Genomic DNA, 17251 nt, shown 5'->3' on the forward strand with positions numbered 1-17251 from the left:
CTCCTAGACAATAGGATGCGTCGCAATCGAGCAAGGAGGCTCAGATGGCGACTCCCCAGCCGCGCGCCGCGCGGGATCACCGAGTTCCCCCGTCCAGAATCGACGCCCGCCCACTCCGCCGGCGATGGTTCGCCGCCCTGGCTGCGGCATCCGTCCTCGCCGCCGGAGCGATCGCCGTTCCTGCGGCGGCCCCACCGGCATCCGCAGCGCCGGCGGCCTCGCAGGCCGCCGTGGACGGATGGTGGGACGCGCCGAACCGCCCCTCCCCCGACGCCGAGTTGAACGTCACCGGCGCGCCGTTCACCGGCTCCGTCAAGGGCGAGGTGCGCGGGCTGGTCGACGCCCACACGCATCTCAACTCGAACGAGGGATTCGGGGGCCGGATGATCTGCGGTGCACCGTTCTCCCCAGACGGCATCGCCGCCGCGCTGAAGGACTGTCCCGAGCACTATCCCGACGGGCGCCTCGCCATCTTCGAGAGCCTCGTCAGCGGGATCGACCATCACGACCCGGTCGGGTGGCCGACGTTCAAGGATTGGCCGAAGACCGCCTCGATGAGCCATCAGCAGTCCTACTACGCGTGGATCGAACGCGCCTGGCGCGGCGGACAGCGCGTGCTGGTGAACGACCTCGTCACGAACGGCGTGATCTGCTCGCTGCCGATCATGCCGAAGGACCGCTCCTGCGACGAGATGACGGCGATCCGGCTCGAGGCGAAGAAGGCGCGTGAGATGGAGTCCTACATCGACGACATCTACGGCGGCCCGGGCAAGGGCTTCTTCCGCATCGTCACCTCGCCCGAGCAGGCGCGGCAGATCATCGAGTCGGGACGGCTTGCCGTCGTTCTCGGTGTCGAGACGTCCGAGCCGTTCGGCTGCAAGATGATCCTCGACGTCGCCCAGTGCAGCAGGGCGGACATCGACAAGGGCCTCGCCGAACTGCAGTCGCTCGGCGTGAGCAGCATGTTCCTGTGCCACAAGTTCGACAACGCGCTGTGCGGAGTGCGCTTCGATGAGGGAACCCAGGGCACCGTCATCAACATCGGTCAGTTCTACTCGACCGGCACGTTCTGGCAGACCGAGCAGTGCACCGGCGCAATGCACGACAATCCGATCGGAGGCGCGAGCGTCCCCGAGCTCGAGAAGGACCTGCCGCCGGGCGTGGAGGTCCCCACCTACACGGCGGGGAAGAACTGCAACACGCGCGGACTCACCTCGCTCGGCGAGTACGCCCTGAAGGCGATGATGGCGCGCAACATGATGATCGAGCTGGACCACATGAGCGTCAAAGCCGCCTCACGCAGCCTGGACATCGTCGAGGCAGCGGGCTACCCGGGTGTCCTCTCCAGCCACAGCTGGATGGACGAGCGCATGGTCTCGCGGCTGTACGCGCTCGGCGGCTTCAAGACCGGCTACCCCGGATCCGCCGAGGGCTTCGTCACGGAGTGGAAGCGGGATGCCGCCGCCCGCAGCACCGCAGGCGGCGGATATGGGTTCGGTCTCGACTTCAACGGCGTCGGCAGCCACCCCGGGCCGGACGCGTCCCCCACGAAGATCACGTATCCGTTCTCTGCGGCGGGCGGTGTGAAGCTCGAGCGCCAGGTGACCGGCGAGCGCACGTTCGATCTCAACACCGACGGATTCGCGCACTACGGCCTGCTGCCGGACTATGTCGAGCAGATCCGGCTCGCAGGCGGCAAGGCGGTCGTCGACGACCTGATGCGCGGCGCCGAGGGCTATCTGCGCACCTGGGAGAAGACGAAGAGCTATACGTCGAAGCAGAATCTCGCCACCCGGAAGCCGGCGATGGCGAGCACCTCGGAGTGGAACCCGATCTACAGCTACCAGGCCGGCCAGGCGGTCGACGGCTCGACGTCGACCCGCTGGGCCAGCAAGGACTGGGACGGCAATCCGCAGTGGCTCGGCGTCGACCTGGGAGCCAGCGTGCCGGTGGGCCGCGTCACCGTCAACTGGGAGAAGGCGGCCGCGAAGGCCTACGAGGTGCTGGTCTCCGATGACGCGAAGAACTGGCGGCCCGTATGGTCCACGACCACGGGCGACGGGGGCCTGGACACCGCGTCCTTCGAGCCGACCGCGGCCAGGTACGTCCGCGTGAGCATGACCCAGCGCACGACGAACTACGGCTACTCGATCTGGGAGCTCGGCGTCTACGGCGGCTGAACTCGCGCGGGGCGGGTGCCGGCCGGCATCCGCCCCGCGTACCCTCGGGAGCATGCACTGGGTGCTGCACGTCGACCTCGACCAGTTCATCGCGGCGGTCGAGGTGCTGCGGCGCCCCGAGCTCGCCGGTCTCCCGGTGATCGTCGGCGGTCGCGGCGATCCCACCGAGCGCGCTGTCGTGTCGACCGCGTCGTACGAGGCGCGCGCGTTCGGCGTCGGATCGGGGATGCCGCTGCGCATCGCAGCCCGCAAGGTGCCCGACGCCGTGATCCTCCCGGTCGACGCACCGGCGTACCTCGCCGCGTCCGAGGAGGTGATGGCCGAGCTGCGAGCCCAGCCTGGAGCCGTCGTGCAGGTGCTCGGCTGGGACGAGGCGTTCGTCGGGGTCGACACGGACGATCCGGAGGCGTTCGCACGGGGCATCCAACAGTCCGTGCTCGCAAGGACCTCGCTGCACTGCAGCGTCGGCATCGGCGACACGCTCGTGCGCGCTAAGATCGCGACCGGTTTCGGCAAGCCGCGCGGGGTGTTCCGGCTCACGGCGGAGAACTGGGACGAGGTGATGGGCGACCGACCGGTCATCGAGCTGTGGGGCGTCGGCTCGAAGGTGTCGAAGCGACTGCTGGCCCTCGGCATCCGCACCGTCGCCGAGCTCGCCGCGGCGCCCGAGGACGCCCTCACGACGGAGTTCGGCCCGCGCATGGGGCTCTGGTATCAGGAGCTCGGTCGTGGCGGCGCCTCGGCCGAGGTCGACGACACGCCCTGGGTGCCCCGCGGGCACAGCAGGGAGACGACGTATCAGACCGATCTCGTGGACCGCGCGGAGATCGAGCTCGCGGCACTCGCGCTCCTCGACCAGGTGCTCACGGATGTGGGCGAGGACGGGCGTCCGGTCGTGGGCCTCGGTCTGAAGGTGCGCTACGCGCCCTTCACGACGAAGACGTTCACCAGGCGCGTGCCCTCGACCACGGATCGCGAGGCCGTGGTCGCGAAGGCGCGCGAGATGATCGCCAGGATCGACCCCGAACGGCCGGTGCGACTGCTCGGCATGCGCGCCGAGATGGCCATGCCGGAGGATGCCAGGGACGGGCACACCCCGACACGCGGCGGATGGTGAACGCTCAGGAGACCTCGACCAGGCCGCCGCTGTGCACCGGACGGATCTCGACCGCGCCCCCGGCGAGCACGGCGGGGTTGTGCCGTGCCAGGCGCGCCGCCTCGTCGATGTCGGCGGCCTCGATCACGTAGAAGCCCGCGACGATGTCACCGTCAGGCCGATGCACGCCCTCGACGTCGCCCGTCCGCCTGACCGTCTTCGCGAACTCCTTGGGTGTGAGGGCGTAGGCGAGGCTCATCCTGCCGCTGGCGACGAGCGCCTCGTAGTCGTCATCGCACTCCTTCAGCTCCTCCGGCGTCGCATCGGGAGCGTGGGCGGAGTCGGAGACATGGATGAGGACGGCGAACTGCGGCATGGCATCTCCTGAAGTCGAGGAACAGGCAGAGCCTAGCCCCTGACTCCGACGAAGGAGACGACCTCCGTCGTCAGGAGCCGACGGCGCCGAGGCGCTCGGCCTCGTCCGCCTCGATGCAGGAGGCGATCACCGGGGCGAGCGCGCCGTCCATCACCTGGTCGAGGTTGTACGCCTTGTACCCGGTGCGGTGGTCGGCGATCCGGTTCTCGGGGAAGTTGTACGTGCGGATGCGCTCGGATCGGTCCATGCCGCGGATCTGGCTCTTCCGCGCATCGGATGCCGCCGCGGCGAGCTCCTCCTGCTGCTTGGCCAGCAGACGGGCGCGCAGCACTCGCATGCCCGCCTCGCGGTTCTGCAGCTGCGACTTCTCGTTCTGCATCGACACCACGATGCCGGTCGGAACGTGGGTGATGCGAACGGCGGAGTCGGTGGTGTTCACCGACTGGCCGCCAGGACCCGAAGAGCGGAACACATCGATCTTCAGATCGTTCTGATCGATCTGGATCTCCTCGGGCTCGTCGACCTCGGGGAACACCAGCACGCCGGTGGTGGAGGTGTGGATGCGCCCCTGCGACTCGGTGGCGGGCACGCGCTGCACCCGGTGCACGCCGCCCTCGTATTTCAGGTGCGCCCAGACGCCCTGCGCCGGATCCGTCGAGGATCCCTTGATCGCGACCTGCACGTCCTTGTAGCCACCGAGGTCGGACTCGTTGCGCTCCAGCAGCTCGGTCTTCCACCCCATGGATGCCGCGTACTGGATGTACATCCGCAGCAGGTCGGCGGCGAACAGCGCCGACTCGGCCCCGCCCTCCCCCGCCTTGATCTCCATGATCACGTCGCGGGCGTCGTCCGGATCGCGCGGGATCAGCAGCCGGCGCAGCTTCTCCTGCGCGGCCTGCAGCCCCTCTTCGAGCGCGGGCACCTCGTCGGCGAACGCGCTGTCCTCGCGGGCCAGCTCGCGCGCGGCATCCAGATCATCGGATGCCGCCGACCAGGCGTCGTACGCCGCGACGATGCGCGAGAGCTCGGCGTAGCGCCGGTTCACGCGCTTGGCGCGCGCGGCGTCGGCGTGCACCGCCGGGTCGGAGAGCTCCTCCTGCACCCGGCGATGCTCGTCGATGAGGCCTTGGACGGACTCGAACACGATCTCAGCGGATGCTGTTCTCGTGCCCGTGGCTGTGGCCGGTCGCCGGCGGGGCCGGGATCGACTTCTGCATCTGAACGAGGAACTCCACGTTCGAGCTGGTCTCCTTGAGCTTGCCCAGCACGACCTCGAGGGCCTGCTGCGGGTCGAGGCCGGCGAGGGCGCGACGCAGCTTCCAGGTGATCTTGACCTCGTCGGAGGACAGCAGCATCTCCTCGCGGCGGGTGCTCGACGCGTTGACGTCGACGGCCGGGAAGATGCGCTTGTCGGCCAGCGCGCGCGACAGACGCAGCTCGCTGTTGCCGGTGCCCTTGAACTCCTCGAAGATGACCTCGTCCATCTTGGAGCCGGTCTCGACCAGCGCCGTCGCGAGGATGGTCAGCGAGCCACCGTTCTCGATGTTGCGCGCGGCGCCGAAGAAGCGCTTCGGCGGGTACAGCGCCGAAGCGTCGACGCCACCGGTGAGCACGCGACCCGAGGTCGGGGTCGACACGTTGTAGGCACGGCCGAGGCGGGTGATCGAGTCGAGCAGCACGACGACGTCGCGGCCCAGCTCCACCAGGCGCTTCGCACGCTCGATCGCCAGCTCGGCGACGGTGGTGTGGTCCTCGGCGGGACGGTCGAAGGTCGAGGCGATGACCTCGCCCTTCACCGAGCGCTGCATGTCGGTGACCTCTTCGGGGCGCTCGTCCACCAGGACGACCATGAGGTGCACCTCGGGGTTGTTGTGCGCGATCGCGTTCGCGATCTGCTGCAGCACGATCGTCTTGCCGGCCTTCGGGGGCGCGACGATCAGACCGCGCTGGCCCTTGCCGATCGGCGCGACGAGGTCGATGATCCGCTGGGTCAGCTTCTCGGGCGCGGTCTCCAGGCGCAGACGCTCCTGCGGGTAGAGCGGGGTGAGCTTGCCGAACTCCACGCGGGTGCCGGCGTCGTCGGTGGACAGACCGTTGATCGAGTCGACCTTCACCAGGGCGTTGTACTTCTGGCGGCCCTGCTGCTCGCCCTCACGCGGCTGCTTGATCGCGCCGACGACGGCGTCGCCCTTGCGCAGGTTGTACTTCTTCACCTGGCCGAGCGAGACGTAGACGTCGGTCGGGCCGGGCAGGTAGCCGCTGGTGCGCACGAACGCGTAGTTGTCGAGCACGTCGAGGATGCCGGCGACCGGGATGAGGACGTCGTCCTCGCCGATCTCGGTCTCGAACTCGTCGGTGGTCTGGTTGGCGCCGCCGCGGCGCTTGTTGCGCTGACGCGAACGGCCACTGCCCTGCTCGTCGTCGGACGAGGAGGAGGACTGCTGCTGCTCCTGCTGGCCGCCCTGGCCGTTCTGACCGCCCTGGCCACGGCCGCGGTTGCGGCTGCGGCTGCGGGTCCGGCCGCGGCCGGTGCCCTCCTCGCCGTCGCCGGAGTCCTTGTTGTCGCCGCCCTGGTCGGCGGACTTCTCGGCCTGCGCCGCACCGGACTCGGATGCCTCGGATGCCGCGGGCTCGCCCTCGGCCTGTGCCGGCTGCTCGCTCTTCTTGCCGCGACGACGGGCCGGCTTGGCGGGCTGCTCGCCCTCGGCCGCGTCGTTCTCGGCGACGGGCGTCTCGGCGACCTGCTCGGCCTGCTCGCCGGCCTCGGCTGCGGGAGCGGCCTTGGACGAGGCGCGCCGGGTGCGCTTGGCGGGTGCGTCTGCGGCGGCCTCGGCGGCGGGGGCGGCTGCCTCAGCGGTCTCGCCCTCGGGTGCGGCATCCGCCTTCTTCGCGCGACTGCGCGTCGGACGCTTCGCCTTGGGCGCCTCGGCCGGAGCCTCGGCAGTGCCGTCGGCAACGGGGGCGGCAGTCTCGGCGACCGGCGCGGCGGCCTCGGTCTGCGCCTTCTCGGCGGCCTTCGCGGCGGCGGTCGCCGTGGTGGCACGACGCGGCGCGCGCTTGCGCGGCGCCTCGGCCGCAGGTGCGTCGGCCTGAGTGGCCGGAGTGGATGCGGGGGCGTCGTTCACCGGCGCCGCCTGGTCGTTCTGGGTCTCGGAGAAGTTCTCCACGAGTACTCCCTCATATGTCGTGGGGTATGAGCAATCCTGAGCACACAGCAGTGCTGGGTGCGTTGCACGCACAGGCGACGAGCACCAGCCAGCCGGAACCGCGAAGGAACGGATTCCTTCTCAGACCGGGGAACACGTGCGGATCTCGCAGAAGTGCGATGGGGCCAGATTCACGAAGTTACGTGGAGCCCTCCGCTCGGTTCCTTACTGTACCACCCCGCACGTCCACTGCGAGCATGTGTGCCGCCCACGGGGTGTCCGTGACGGAGTCCGCGAGCTCGACGGCGTCCTGCCGGTGGCCTGGGCCGTCGGCGAGCACCAGCACGCTGGGACCCGCGCCCGACACGACGGCGGCGAAGCCCGCCTGCCGGAGCGACTGCACCAGCCGCAGCGTCTCCGGCATCGCCGGACCCCGGTAGTCCTGGTGCAGGCGGTCAGCGGTCGCGTCCAGCAGCAGCTCCGGGCTCTGCGTGAGCGCCGCGACCAGCAGCGCGGAGCGCGACACGTTGAACACGGCGTCTTCGCGCGGCACCTGAGGCGGCTGCAGCGAGCGCGCCAACGAGGTCGACATCGTGAAGCCGGGCACGAACACCAGCGGCGCCACACCGCGGTGCACGAGCAGCTTCTTGTGCGCAGGGCCGTGATCGCCGATCCACGCGATCGTCAGCCCGCCGAACAGCGCGGGTGCCACGTTGTCGGGATGCCCCTCGATCTCGGTCGCGAGTCGCAGCAGCGCCTGATCGTCGATCTCGACGTCACCGGCGAGAAGGCCCTTCGCCGCCAGGATGCCCGCGGTCACGGCCGCTCCGGAGGAGCCGAGCCCGCGGCCGTGCGGCACGCCGTTGTCGGCGACGATCCGCAGCCCCGGCATCGGGCGGCCGGCGTCCGCGTAGACATGCGCGATCGTGCGCACGACGAGGTTCGTGGCGTCGGTGGGGATCTCGTCCGCGCCGGAGCCGGACACCTCGATCTCGAGTCGGTCGTCGGCGAAGGACGACACCACCAGGTGGTCGTAGATGCTCAGCGCGAGGCCGAGCGTGTCGAAGCCTGGACCGAGGTTCGCGCTGGTCGCGGGGACGGTGACGTCCACGGTGCGCAGAGCACCCGCGACAGGCTCGCCGCCGGGCAGATCGACCGGTTCGGCAGCGGGGATGACGGTGACGGCCACGGTCACTCGCCCTCGACGCGCAGCACAGACACCACGCGCTCGACGACGCCGCTGGCGGCCAGGCTGTCGACCGTGGCGCTGAGCGACTGGTCCGCCGCCCGGTGCGTCCCGATGATCAGGCGGGCGGTGCCGCCCTCCTCGGCATTCGGCTCGGCCACCGTCTGCAGCACCGTCGCGACCGAGACGCCGCCCTCGCTGAGCAGGCCCGCCACCGCGGCGAGCACGCCGGGGGCATCCGACACCTCGAGGGTGATCTGGTAGCGCGTGGTGACGTGCCCGATCGGCACGATCGGCAGGTTAGCCCTGGTGGACTCCCCCACGCCCGTTCCGCCGGCGATGTGCCTGCGGGCGGCGGAGACGATGTCGCCGAGCACGGCCGACGCGGTCTGCACGCCACCGGCACCGGCGCCGTAGAACATCAGCGGCCCGGCGGCCTCCGCCTCGACGAAGACGGCGTTGTTGGCGCCGTGCACCGACGCGAGCGGGTGCGACCGCGGCACCAGGGCCGGATAGACGCGCACCGAGATCGACTCGGCGCCCTCGTCGCCCAGGCGCTCGCAGACCGCGAGCAGCTTGATCACGAAGCCCGCGTCCCGGGCCTCCTCGATCATGTCAGCGGTGACGCCGGTGATGCCCTCGCGGTGCACCGTCTCGAGCGGCACCGCGGTGTGGAACGCCAGGGATGCGAGGATCGCCGCCTTCTGGGCGGCGTCGTAGCCCTCGACGTCGGCGGTCGGGTCGGCCTCGGCATAGCCCAGGCGCTGTGCATCGGCGAGCACGTCAGCGAAGTCCGCACCCTCGGAGTCCATCCGATCGAGGATGTAGTTCGTCGTGCCGTTCACGATGCCCATGATCCGCACCACGCGGTCGCCGGCGAGCGAGTCGCGCAGCGGGCGGATGATCGGGATTGCACCGGCGGCGGCGGCCTCGTAGTAGACCGAGGCGCCGACGCGGTCGGCGGCCTCGAAGATCTCGGGGCCGTGCGTGGCCAGCAGCGCCTTGTTCGCCGTCACGACGTCGGCACCGGAGCCCAGCGCGAGCAGGGTGTGCGCCCGGGCCGGGTCGATGCCGCCCATCAGCTCGACGACGATGTCCGCGCCGGTGATGAGGCTCTCGGCGTCGGTGGTGAACAGCTCCCGCGGCAGGTCGACGTCACGGGGCGCGTCGAGGTTGCGCACCGCGATTCCGGCCAGTTCGAGCTCGGCGCCCGCGCGGTCGGCGAGCTCGTCGCCGTGGCGCAGCAGCAGACCCGCCACCTGGGATCCCACGGCTCCGGCGCCCAGCAGCGCCACTCGAAGTCGTCGGTACTCGCTCATCTCTCTCCTTCGGAGGTCTGCGGATGCAGGGCGTCGGAATCGGGCTCCGTGATTCCGACGTCGCGGGACAGCAGATCGGCCACGGTCTCGCCGCGCACGATCACCCGGGCGGCCCCGTCGCGCACGGCGACGATCGGCGGACGCGGGACGTGGTTGTAGTTGCTCGACAGCGGTGCGCAATAGGCGCCGGTCGCCGGCACGGCCAGCAGGTCGCCCGGGGCGGCGTCCGCCGGCAGGTACTCGTGATCCACGACGATGTCGCCGGACTCGCAGTGCTTGCCGACCACGCGCGACAGCACCGGCTCGCCGTCGCTCTCGCGGGAGGCGAGGCGCGCCGAGAACTGCGCACCGTACAGAGCCGGGCGCGCGTTGTCGCTCATCCCGCCGTCGACGCTGAGGTAGCGGCGGCTGCCGTTCTCGAGGACCACGTCCTTGATCGTCCCGATCTCGTAGAGCGTGACTCCGGCGTTGCCGATGATCGCGCGGCCGGGCTCGAAGGACAGCAGCGGCAGGTCGATGCCGCGCGCCGCGCAGCCTTCGGCCACCGCCGCGACGATGCCCTCGGCGAGTTCTGCGACCGGAGCCGGGTCGTCGGCGCGGGTGTACGCGATGCCGAAGCCGCCGCCCAGGTTCAGCTGCGGCACGGGGCCGCCCTCGAGCAGCTCCGCGTGCAGGTCGAGCACGCGCGACGCGGATTCGCGGAAGCCTGCGACCCCGAAGATCTGCGAGCCGATGTGGCAGTGCAGCCCGACGAACTCCAGTCCCGAAAGCTCACGGATGCGGGCGACCATCGCCGCAGCATCCGCGAGCGGGGTGCCGAACTTCTGATCCTCATGGGCGGTCGCGAGGAAGTCGTGCGTCTCGGCGTGCACTCCGCTGTTGACCCGCAGCATCACGCGCTGCACGGTTCCGGTGCGCGCCGTGATCGCCGCGAGTCGCTCGATCTCGATCGAGCTGTCGATGATGATCGTGCCGACGCCGACCTCCACCGCGCTCTCCAGCTCGGCCGCCGACTTGTTGTTGCCGTGGAAGCCGATGTGCGCCGGGTCGACGGATGCCGCGAGCGCGACCTGCAGCTCTCCGCCGGTGCACACGTCGACGTTCAGCCCCTCTTCGACCATCCACCGTGCGACGGCGGTGGAGAGGAAGGCCTTGCCCGCGTAGTAGATGCGCGCGCTCGTGCCGTGCGCCGTGGCCGCCGTCTCGAAGGCGTCGCGCAGCGCCGCCGCGCGGCGGCGCACCTCGCCCTCGTCCAGGACGAGCAGGGGGGTGCCGTGGGAGCGCACCAGGTCACCGACGGGCACACCGCCGATGACGAGCGCTCCGTCCGCGTCGCGGTGCGCGGATGCCGGCCACACCCCCGCCGCGAGATCATCGGGATCGTCGGGCACGGCCAGCCAGTCGGGGGCGAGCGCAGTGGGGGCGGAATGCACGGAGCAGGACACCAATCGTGGGAGGGATCCTCGGGCGAGAACAGCGCACGCGGCGAGGTTCCCCCGATTCTATGGCACCGTCGCGCGACCTCCTGTCAAGCCCTCGGCCTCATTACGAGCCCTTCGGTAGGGTGGCGCCGATGGAAGACGAAACGCACTCGAACCAGCCGGCGTCCGCCGCACGGGTCCGGTGGCGGGACCGGATGATCCGCGGCGCCCTGCGCCTGCGGGCGGTCAGGGCCGTGCTGCTGCACCTCGCACGCCGCGGGCCGATGCTCGCGGATGCGGTGACCTATCGTGCCCTGTTCAGCGTGTTCGCCGCCGTGCTGCTGGGGTTCTCGGTCGCGGCGCTCTGGCTGGCCGGGAACGATGCCGCGTGGAATGCGGTCGTCTCCGCGGTGGACGCCGCGCTGCCCGGACTCATCTCGAAGGACGGCGAGGGCGGGATCGTCGACCCGTCGAGCATCCGGGCGCCAGCCGGCCTCACGATCGCCGGAGCGCTCTCCGCGATCGGATTGATCGGGTCCGCGCTGGGCGGCATCGGCTCGCTGCGCGCGGCGATGCGCACGATGTGCGGCACCGCAGCCGATGACGGTCCGTGGCTGCGGGTGACCGCACGCAATCTGCTGCTCGCGGTCGTGATCGGTGCGACGTTCCTCGCGGCGGCGTTCCTCACGTTCGCCGGTGGCGTCGCCGTGCGCTGGTCGGCTCGGGCGGTGGGCATGCCCCCCGAGTCCGGGGTCGTGTTCTGGTCGGTGCGCGTGCTGTCGCTTGTCGTCGTGCTCGCCCTGAACGTGGTGCTCATCGTCGCCGCGTTCCGCACCCTCTCGGGGGTGCGCGCCCCGCGTCCCGCGCTCTGGGGCGGCGCGCTCGGCGGAGCTGTCGGTCTGCTCGTGCTGCAGGAGCTGTCCGGTCTGTTCGTCAGCGGGGCGAAGGCGAACCCCCTGCTGGCCTCGTTCGCGTCGCTGCTGGCGCTGCTGATCTGGCTCAACCTCTCGACGCAGGTGATCCTGCTCGCGACGGCCTACATCGCCATCGCCGCCGAGGAGAGCAGCGATCGCGTGCTCAGCACGCACGGAGCTCAGACCCTGGCGCAGTACCGACTGCGTCGGGCGGAGCAGGACGTCACCGTCGCCACTTCAGCGCTGCGCGAGGCGCAGCGCGCGGTGTCCGACGAGCGCGGGGCCTCCTGACCGGAATGCGCTCAGGGGCAGGTGCCGTTCTCCTGCAGCGTCCGGTCGGTGCCGATCCTGCCGTCGACGGCCACATCGGCCACTGCGGTGTCGCCGACGATCTTCAGCCCGGTGAGGGTGATCCCCGCCGGCAGCTGGTCCGCGATGCAGATCCGGTGCGTCTCAGCAAGGCCCGAGCCGATCCCGCCGAGGCGGTCGGCCAGCTGCGCGAGGTCGAGGTCGATGCCGCCCAGCGTCGCGGAGACGGGGGTGAGCAGCAGCTCGCCGGCATCCGCTCCCGGCGTGACCGTGAGGGAGACCGGGAGAGACATCCCGAGAACAGGCACGCTGCCGCTGGCCGTGACGTCCGGTGCGTCGAACGCGATCTTCTCGATCGGCAGATCCGCCTTCTTCACGAGCGCGGCGAACTGGTCCTCCGGGATCGTCACCGTTCCCGACGCGTGTCCGATGTCACCGCCGCCGAGCGGCACTCCCGTCGCCATGACGTCCACGGCGCCGGTGATGCCACCGAGCTCGACGCTGTCGCTCGAGAGATCCAGCCGGCCGAACCGGCCCGCGATCAGCTGTGGCACCAGCAACCCGTAGGTCTGCACGTCGAGCTGCTGATCTGCGGGCAGATCCATGCTGTCGACGACCACACTGCGCACGATGTTCGGCACGACGGCCCGCGCCACGAGCTCGGCCGTCACGGCGAGCGCCGCGAGCACCACGACCACGATCAGAACCACCCAGGGCCAGCGGGCGCGGCGGCGCTTCGGCTGCGCCGCGGCCGGTGCGAGATCGTCCGGCAGCGGCAGCGTGTGGTACGCCGAGGTGTCGCTCACATGCGCTCCGGGGCGGTGACTCCGAGCAGGCCGAGTCCGTTGCGCAGCACGATGCCGGTGGCGTCGTTCAGCCACAGCCGGGTGCGGTGCACCGTCTCGATGGGGTCGTCCCCCTGCGGGATCACGCGGCAGTTGTCGTACCAGCGGTGGTACAGACCGGCGAGCTCCTCGAGATAGCGCGCGATGCGATGCGGCTCGCGCACCTCGGCGGCGAACGCGACGAGACGCGGGAACTCCTGCAGCGCGCCGAGCAGCGCGGACTCGGTCTCGTGGGTCAGCGTCTCGGGGGCGAATTCCGAGCGATCCACGCCGGAGTCCCCCGCATTGCGGGCGACATTGTGGGTGCGGGCGTGCGCGTACTGCACGTAGAACACCGGGTTGTCGTTGGTGCGCTTCTGCAGCTGCTCGGGGTCGAGGTCGAGCGGCGAGTCCGCCGGTGAGCGCTCCAGCGAGTAGCGCAGGGCGTCGGCGCCCAGCCAGTTCAGCAGGTCGTCCATCTCGATGATGTTGCCCGCCCGCTTGCTCAGGCGCGCGCCGTTGATCGACACCATCTGACCGATCAGCACCTGGATGTTCTTCTCCGGATCCTCACCCGCGGCGCCGGCGACGGCCTTGAGCCGGTTCACGTAGCCGTGGTGGTCGGCGCCGAGCAGGTAGATCTTGTTCTCGAAGCCGCGGTCGCCCTTGTTCAGGTAGTACGCGGCATCGGCGGCGAAGTAGGTGTACTCGCCGTTCGAACGACGGATGACGCGATCCTTGTCATCCGTGAAGTCGGTGGTGCGCACCCACACGGCACCCTCGTCGTCGAAGACGTGCCCCTGCTCGCGCAGGCGGTCGACGGCCTGGTCGATCAGGCTGGGGCCGCCGTCGGCGGACGCCGCGTGCAGCGTGCGCTCCGAGAACCAGACGTCGAAGGGCACGTTGAACCGCTCCAGGGAGTTCTTGATCTCGGCGAGCTGGTACTCGTAGGCGAGGTCGCGCGCGACGACCAGCTGCTCGTCATCGGGGAGCGCGAGCAGGTCGGGGCGTGCTTCGAGCACACGAGTGGCGAGGGTCGCGATGTATTCGCCCGGGTAGCCGCCCTCAGGAGTCGGCTCGCCCTTGGCAGCGGCGAGGATCGAGTCGCCGAAGCGCTGCATCTGCACGCCGGCGTCGTTGATGTAGTACTCGCGCACGGCGTTCGCGCCGCTCGCCAGCAGCAGGCGCACGATCGAGTCGCCGAGCGCCGCCCAGCGGGTGTGCGCGATGTGCAGCGGGCCGGTCGGGTTCGCCGAGACGAACTCGACGTTGACCGACACGCCCGCCTGCGAGTCGTTGGTTCCGTAGCTCTCCCCGGCGTCCACGATCGTCTTCGCGAGGGCGCCGGCCGCTGCCGCGTCCAGCCGGATGTTCAGGAACCCCGGACCCGCGATGTCGGCGGCGGCGATGCCGTCGGACTGCACGAGCCCGTCGGCGACGCGCTGCGCGAGCTCGCGCGGGTTGGTGCCGAGTCCCTTGGCCAGGCGCATCGCGATGTTCGACGACCAGTCGCCGTGGTCACGGTTGCGCGGTCGCTCCAGCACGATGTCGGAGGCCGTGAGGCCGAGCTCTTCCCCGGGTCGCAGCGACGCCGCGATCGGGGTGATGACGGCGAGGATTTCCTGGGCGAGCGTTTCCGGGTTCATAGACCTTCTAGTCTACGTGGTGCTCCTGTGCGTCAGCGGGCGCGGGCCGCGGCGACGGAGGCCGTCAGTCTCGCGTGCCCCTCCCCGTCCACGACGACTCCCGCGTGCCGGAGGGCGAGCGCAGCCGCGCCGACCACGCCGTCCGCAACCGGGATGAACCGCGCCTGCGGTTCGCGGTCCAGCACCAGGCGCCGGAAGATCTCGGACAGCAGCCCCTCCTGGGCGAGCACGCTGCCGCCCACCACCACAGGTCCGGAGCCGCGATGCACGGATGCGAAGGTCTGCGCGAGCAGCTCGCCCGCGCGCAGAAGAATGCCGCGCGCGATCTCGTCCGCGTCGGCTGCGGCGAACACCAGCGGAGCCAGGCGCGCCAGTTCGACGGGGCGACCGAGGTAGATCGTGCGGACCAGCGCCTCGAGCTTCGCGGGCCGGCCGTAGCCGAGCGAGAAGTCGCTGGGCACGACCTGGAGAGCGTCCAGGACGGCTTCGGTCAGGGCGGTCGCCGGGCCGCGCCCGTCGAGGTCCTCGACTGCCGCGAGTGCGGCGTGATGACCGATCCAGAAGCCGCTCCCCCGGTCTCCGAGCAGCCAGCCGACGCCGTCGGAGGTCGCCTCCAGCCGGCCGCCGGAGACCCTGACGACCGCGGCGCCGGTGCCGGACACGATCGCATATCCCTTCTGCTCGGCAGTCCCGGAGAAGTAGAGGGCGAGAAGGTCCGACTCGAAGCCCAGCGCCCCGTCGTAGCCGGCGACGGCGAGCGTGTCGATCAGCCAGCGCACGTCGCCCCCGGCGCCGTGTCCGGCCATTGCCGCGACCACGTGATCGACCTCGCCGATCTCACGGCCCGCGGCACCGAGCGCAAGCGACATCGCGTCCACGATGCTCTCGCCCGCGAGCTGCATGCCTGCGGAGGTGGGGTTCCCGCTGCCCGACTTCCCGTACCCGAGGCACTGGCCGTCCCGAGTGAGGAGCGTCGCCCTGGTGGACGTTCCGCCCGCGTCGATACCGACGATCAGGCGGTCGCCATCGAAATCTCGCATGTTCATCGTTGACCTCGGAGCAGAATGAGAATAGGTTTCAGAAAGACGCTTACCAAACGTATGCGATTTTCACTGGAGGCAATGGTGCCACGGACCGAGACGACCGGCAACGATGTCAGCATCGCACGCCGGATCGACGCCGGGCGCTGGCGCATGCCGGCTGCGATGGCCAGAGTCGCCGATGTCGTGGAGCAGAATCCCTCCGCGCCGCTGGAGTGGACGATCAGCGAGCTCGCGGCGCGTGCGCAGACGTCCGCGGCGACGGTCACGAGGTTCTGCCGTCTGATCGGATTCGACGGTTACACCGAGCTTCGGGTCCGCGTCGCCTCCGAGATCGGACGGGCGAGCGCGACCGACGAGGCACCGCGCCGCGCACGACGAGTCCTCGGTGAGGATGATCCGCCCGAGATCCTCATGCAGACCCTGGTCGAGACGCACGGCCGCGCCATCCAGGCGACCGTCGACCGGCTGGATCTCGGCGCGGTGGAGCGGGCGGCGAAGGCGATCGCGCACTGCGATCATCTGGACATCTACGCCGTCGGCTCCAGCGGGACGATCGCGGCGTTCCTCCGTGATCGCCTGTACCGGATCGGAGTGAACGCGCACCTGTGGACGTCCGCTCACGACGGCCTCACCTCGGCCGCACTGCAGGGCGGCACCAGCGCCGCGATCGGCATGTCCACCACGGGCAGCACGATCGACACCGTCCAGATGCTGTCCCGAGCAGCCGCCTCCGGCGCCTTCACCGTCGCGATCACGCAGGACGCCCATTCGGCGCTGGCCGATGCGGCGGACGAGGTCATCACCACGGCCGCGCAGTCGCCCTCCGTCCAGCCCGATGACCTGTCGGCGCCGCACGCTCAGCTCTTCGCCATCGACCTGCTCTACTACCTGGTCGCGCAACAGGACTTCCCCGCCTCGAGAGCCCGGCTCGAGGACACCGCCCGCGCCGTCGCCGGGCTTCGGCGGCCACGATGGCGATCCACGGCACACCTTCCCCGAGGAATTCAGGAGATCCGATGACCGCCACCCCCACAGACCTGCTGCGCGAGGCCACCACACGGCTCGAGCGCATCACCGCGCTCGCCGAGGAGGGCGGCCTGGACAGCGCGATCTCGCTGCTCACGCGTGCTCTCGAGGACGGCGGTGTGATCCACGCCTTCGGCACCGGGCACTCCGAGGCGTTCGCCATGGAGATCGCCGGACGTGCCGGCGGGCTGATCCCGACCAACAAGATCGCCCTGCGGGACCTCGTGCTGCACGGCGAGCGGGATGCCGGCATCCTGAACGCTTCGCTGGAGCGCGAGCCCTGGCTGGTCGACGAGCTCATGGCTCTCACGCCCGTGAGCGAGCACGACGTGTTCGCGATCGCCTCGAACTCCGGAGTGAACGGCTCGATCGTCGGCGTCGCCGTCTGGGCGAAGGAGCATGGTCATCCGGTCATCGCCGTGACCAGCCTTGATCACACGTCGAGGGTCGAGTCCAAGCATCCGAGCGGGAAGCGGCTCAGCGAGGTCGCCGACGTCGTGATCGACAACCTCGCGCCCTACGGGGACGCCACTCTCGAGGTGACCGACGGCGTCGCCGCCGGTGCGATCTCGTCGATCACCGCCGCCTTCATCGCGCAGCTGCTGACGCTCGGCGTCGCCCGCGCGATAGCCGAGACCGGCCATAAGCCACCCATGTACATCTCTGCCAACATCCCGGGAGGAGACGAACACAACCACGCACTGGAAGAGCTCTATGCGGAGCGCATCCGCCGCGGCAACTGACGCCGCCGGATCGTTATCCACC

At 70.4% G+C, this 17251-nt stretch carries 14 protein-coding genes; 5 read left to right on the forward strand and 9 right to left on the reverse strand.

Features of this window, described 5'->3' with window-relative positions; translation table 11 throughout:
* Positions 1-44 precede the first annotated feature (44 nt).
* Both ACFVAE_RS04425 and ACFVAE_RS04430 read left to right on the forward strand, forming a co-directional pair.
* Positions 45-2180 carry a discoidin domain-containing protein gene (locus ACFVAE_RS04425; protein ID WP_378888331.1) on the forward strand — a complete coding sequence of 712 codons (2136 nt, stop codon included), beginning with the start codon at positions 45-47 and terminating at the stop codon, positions 2178-2180.
* Between the two features lie 52 nt (positions 2181-2232).
* Positions 2233-3297, forward strand: coding sequence for a DNA polymerase IV (locus tag ACFVAE_RS04430; RefSeq protein WP_378888333.1), 1065 nt, complete (start codon positions 2233-2235; stop codon positions 3295-3297).
* A gap of 4 nt (positions 3298-3301) precedes the next feature.
* Here the strand turns inward: ACFVAE_RS04430 and ACFVAE_RS04435 are convergent, their stop codons facing one another.
* From ACFVAE_RS04435 to lysA, 6 genes are all read right to left on the reverse strand, one after another.
* A complete protein-coding gene (locus ACFVAE_RS04435) occupies positions 3302-3652 on the reverse strand; it encodes a YciI family protein (protein ID WP_378859911.1) in 351 nt (116 codons plus the stop codon).
* Between the two features lie 70 nt (positions 3653-3722).
* Positions 3723-4796: a peptide chain release factor 1 gene (prfA, locus tag ACFVAE_RS04440; RefSeq protein ID WP_378888336.1), complete on the reverse strand. Its 1074-nt coding sequence runs from the start codon at positions 4794-4796 to the stop codon at positions 3723-3725.
* Positions 4797-4800: 4 nt separating this feature from the next.
* Positions 4801-6819, reverse strand: coding sequence for a transcription termination factor Rho (rho, locus tag ACFVAE_RS04445; protein WP_378888338.1), 2019 nt, complete (start codon positions 6817-6819; stop codon positions 4801-4803).
* Positions 6820-6997: 178 nt separating this feature from the next.
* On the reverse strand, positions 6998-7948 hold the full coding sequence (gene thrB, locus ACFVAE_RS04450) for a homoserine kinase (protein ID WP_378890483.1): 951 nt from the start codon (positions 7946-7948) through the stop codon (positions 6998-7000).
* A 41-nt stretch (positions 7949-7989) separates the two neighbouring features.
* Entirely contained in the window at positions 7990-9303 is a 1314-nt protein-coding gene (locus tag ACFVAE_RS04455; protein WP_378888340.1) for a homoserine dehydrogenase, read from the reverse strand.
* Positions 9300-10736 carry a diaminopimelate decarboxylase gene (gene lysA, locus ACFVAE_RS04460; RefSeq protein WP_378888342.1) on the reverse strand — a complete coding sequence of 479 codons (1437 nt, stop codon included), beginning with the start codon at positions 10734-10736 and terminating at the stop codon, positions 9300-9302. The genes ACFVAE_RS04455 and lysA overlap by 4 nt, the downstream gene beginning before the upstream one ends.
* 140 nt (positions 10737-10876) lie before the next feature.
* Between lysA and ACFVAE_RS04465 the strand changes: the two genes are divergently transcribed.
* Positions 10877-11929 (forward strand): YhjD/YihY/BrkB family envelope integrity protein, encoded by a 1053-nt coding sequence (locus ACFVAE_RS04465; RefSeq protein ID WP_378888345.1) that lies wholly within the window; start codon positions 10877-10879, stop codon positions 11927-11929.
* A gap of 11 nt (positions 11930-11940) precedes the next feature.
* On the opposite strand, the gene ACFVAE_RS04470 is transcribed toward ACFVAE_RS04465, so the two are convergent.
* The 3 genes from ACFVAE_RS04470 to ACFVAE_RS04480 are packed head-to-tail and all read right to left on the reverse strand — an operon-like array spanning position 11941 to position 15457.
* Positions 11941-12753, reverse strand: a complete 813-nt coding sequence (locus ACFVAE_RS04470; RefSeq protein ID WP_378888347.1) for a DUF2993 domain-containing protein — start codon at positions 12751-12753, stop codon at positions 11941-11943.
* Entirely contained in the window at positions 12750-14417 is a 1668-nt protein-coding gene (argS, locus tag ACFVAE_RS04475; protein WP_378888349.1) for an arginine--tRNA ligase, read from the reverse strand. Before argS ends, ACFVAE_RS04470 begins: the two co-directional genes overlap by 4 nt.
* A gap of 32 nt (positions 14418-14449) precedes the next feature.
* Positions 14450-15457 carry an N-acetylglucosamine kinase gene (locus tag ACFVAE_RS04480; protein ID WP_378888352.1) on the reverse strand — a complete coding sequence of 336 codons (1008 nt, stop codon included), beginning with the start codon at positions 15455-15457 and terminating at the stop codon, positions 14450-14452.
* A gap of 81 nt (positions 15458-15538) precedes the next feature.
* Here ACFVAE_RS04480 and ACFVAE_RS04485 point away from each other — a divergent pair, with 81 nt between their 5' ends.
* A complete protein-coding gene (locus ACFVAE_RS04485; RefSeq protein WP_378888354.1) occupies positions 15539-16480 on the forward strand; it encodes a MurR/RpiR family transcriptional regulator in 942 nt (313 codons plus the stop codon).
* Positions 16477-17229 (forward strand): sugar isomerase domain-containing protein, encoded by a 753-nt coding sequence (locus ACFVAE_RS04490; RefSeq protein ID WP_378888357.1) that lies wholly within the window; start codon positions 16477-16479, stop codon positions 17227-17229. Before ACFVAE_RS04485 ends, ACFVAE_RS04490 begins: the two co-directional genes overlap by 4 nt.
* The last annotated feature ends 22 nt before the right edge of the window (positions 17230-17251 follow it).

The organism is Microbacterium sp. NPDC057659, assembly GCF_042799915.1.
In the GTDB taxonomy this organism is placed as follows: domain Bacteria; phylum Actinomycetota; class Actinomycetes; order Actinomycetales; family Microbacteriaceae; genus Microbacterium.

What these genes read in the sequence shown, in the direction of transcription:
- ACFVAE_RS04425 (WP_378888331.1), top strand. Translation starts at nt 45, where the DNA reads ATGGCGACTCCCCAGCCGCGCGCCGCGCGGGATCACCGAGTTCCCCCG.
- ACFVAE_RS04430 (WP_378888333.1), top strand. Translation starts at nt 2,233, where the DNA reads ATGCACTGGGTGCTGCACGTCGACCTCGACCAGTTCATCGCGGCGGTC.
- ACFVAE_RS04435 (WP_378859911.1), bottom strand. Translation starts at nt 3,652, where the DNA reads ATGCCGCAGTTCGCCGTCCTCATCCATGTCTCCGACTCCGCCCACGCT.
- ACFVAE_RS04455 (WP_378888340.1), bottom strand. Translation starts at nt 9,303, where the DNA reads ATGAGCGAGTACCGACGACTTCGAGTGGCGCTGCTGGGCGCCGGAGCC.
- ACFVAE_RS04465 (WP_378888345.1), top strand. Translation starts at nt 10,877, where the DNA reads ATGGAAGACGAAACGCACTCGAACCAGCCGGCGTCCGCCGCACGGGTC.
- argS (WP_378888349.1), bottom strand. Translation starts at nt 14,417, where the DNA reads ATGAACCCGGAAACGCTCGCCCAGGAAATCCTCGCCGTCATCACCCCG.
- ACFVAE_RS04480 (WP_378888352.1), bottom strand. Translation starts at nt 15,457, where the DNA reads ATGCGAGATTTCGATGGCGACCGCCTGATCGTCGGTATCGACGCGGGC.
- ACFVAE_RS04485 (WP_378888354.1), top strand. Translation starts at nt 15,539, where the DNA reads ATGGTGCCACGGACCGAGACGACCGGCAACGATGTCAGCATCGCACGC.
- ACFVAE_RS04490 (WP_378888357.1), top strand. Translation starts at nt 16,477, where the DNA reads ATGACCGCCACCCCCACAGACCTGCTGCGCGAGGCCACCACACGGCTC.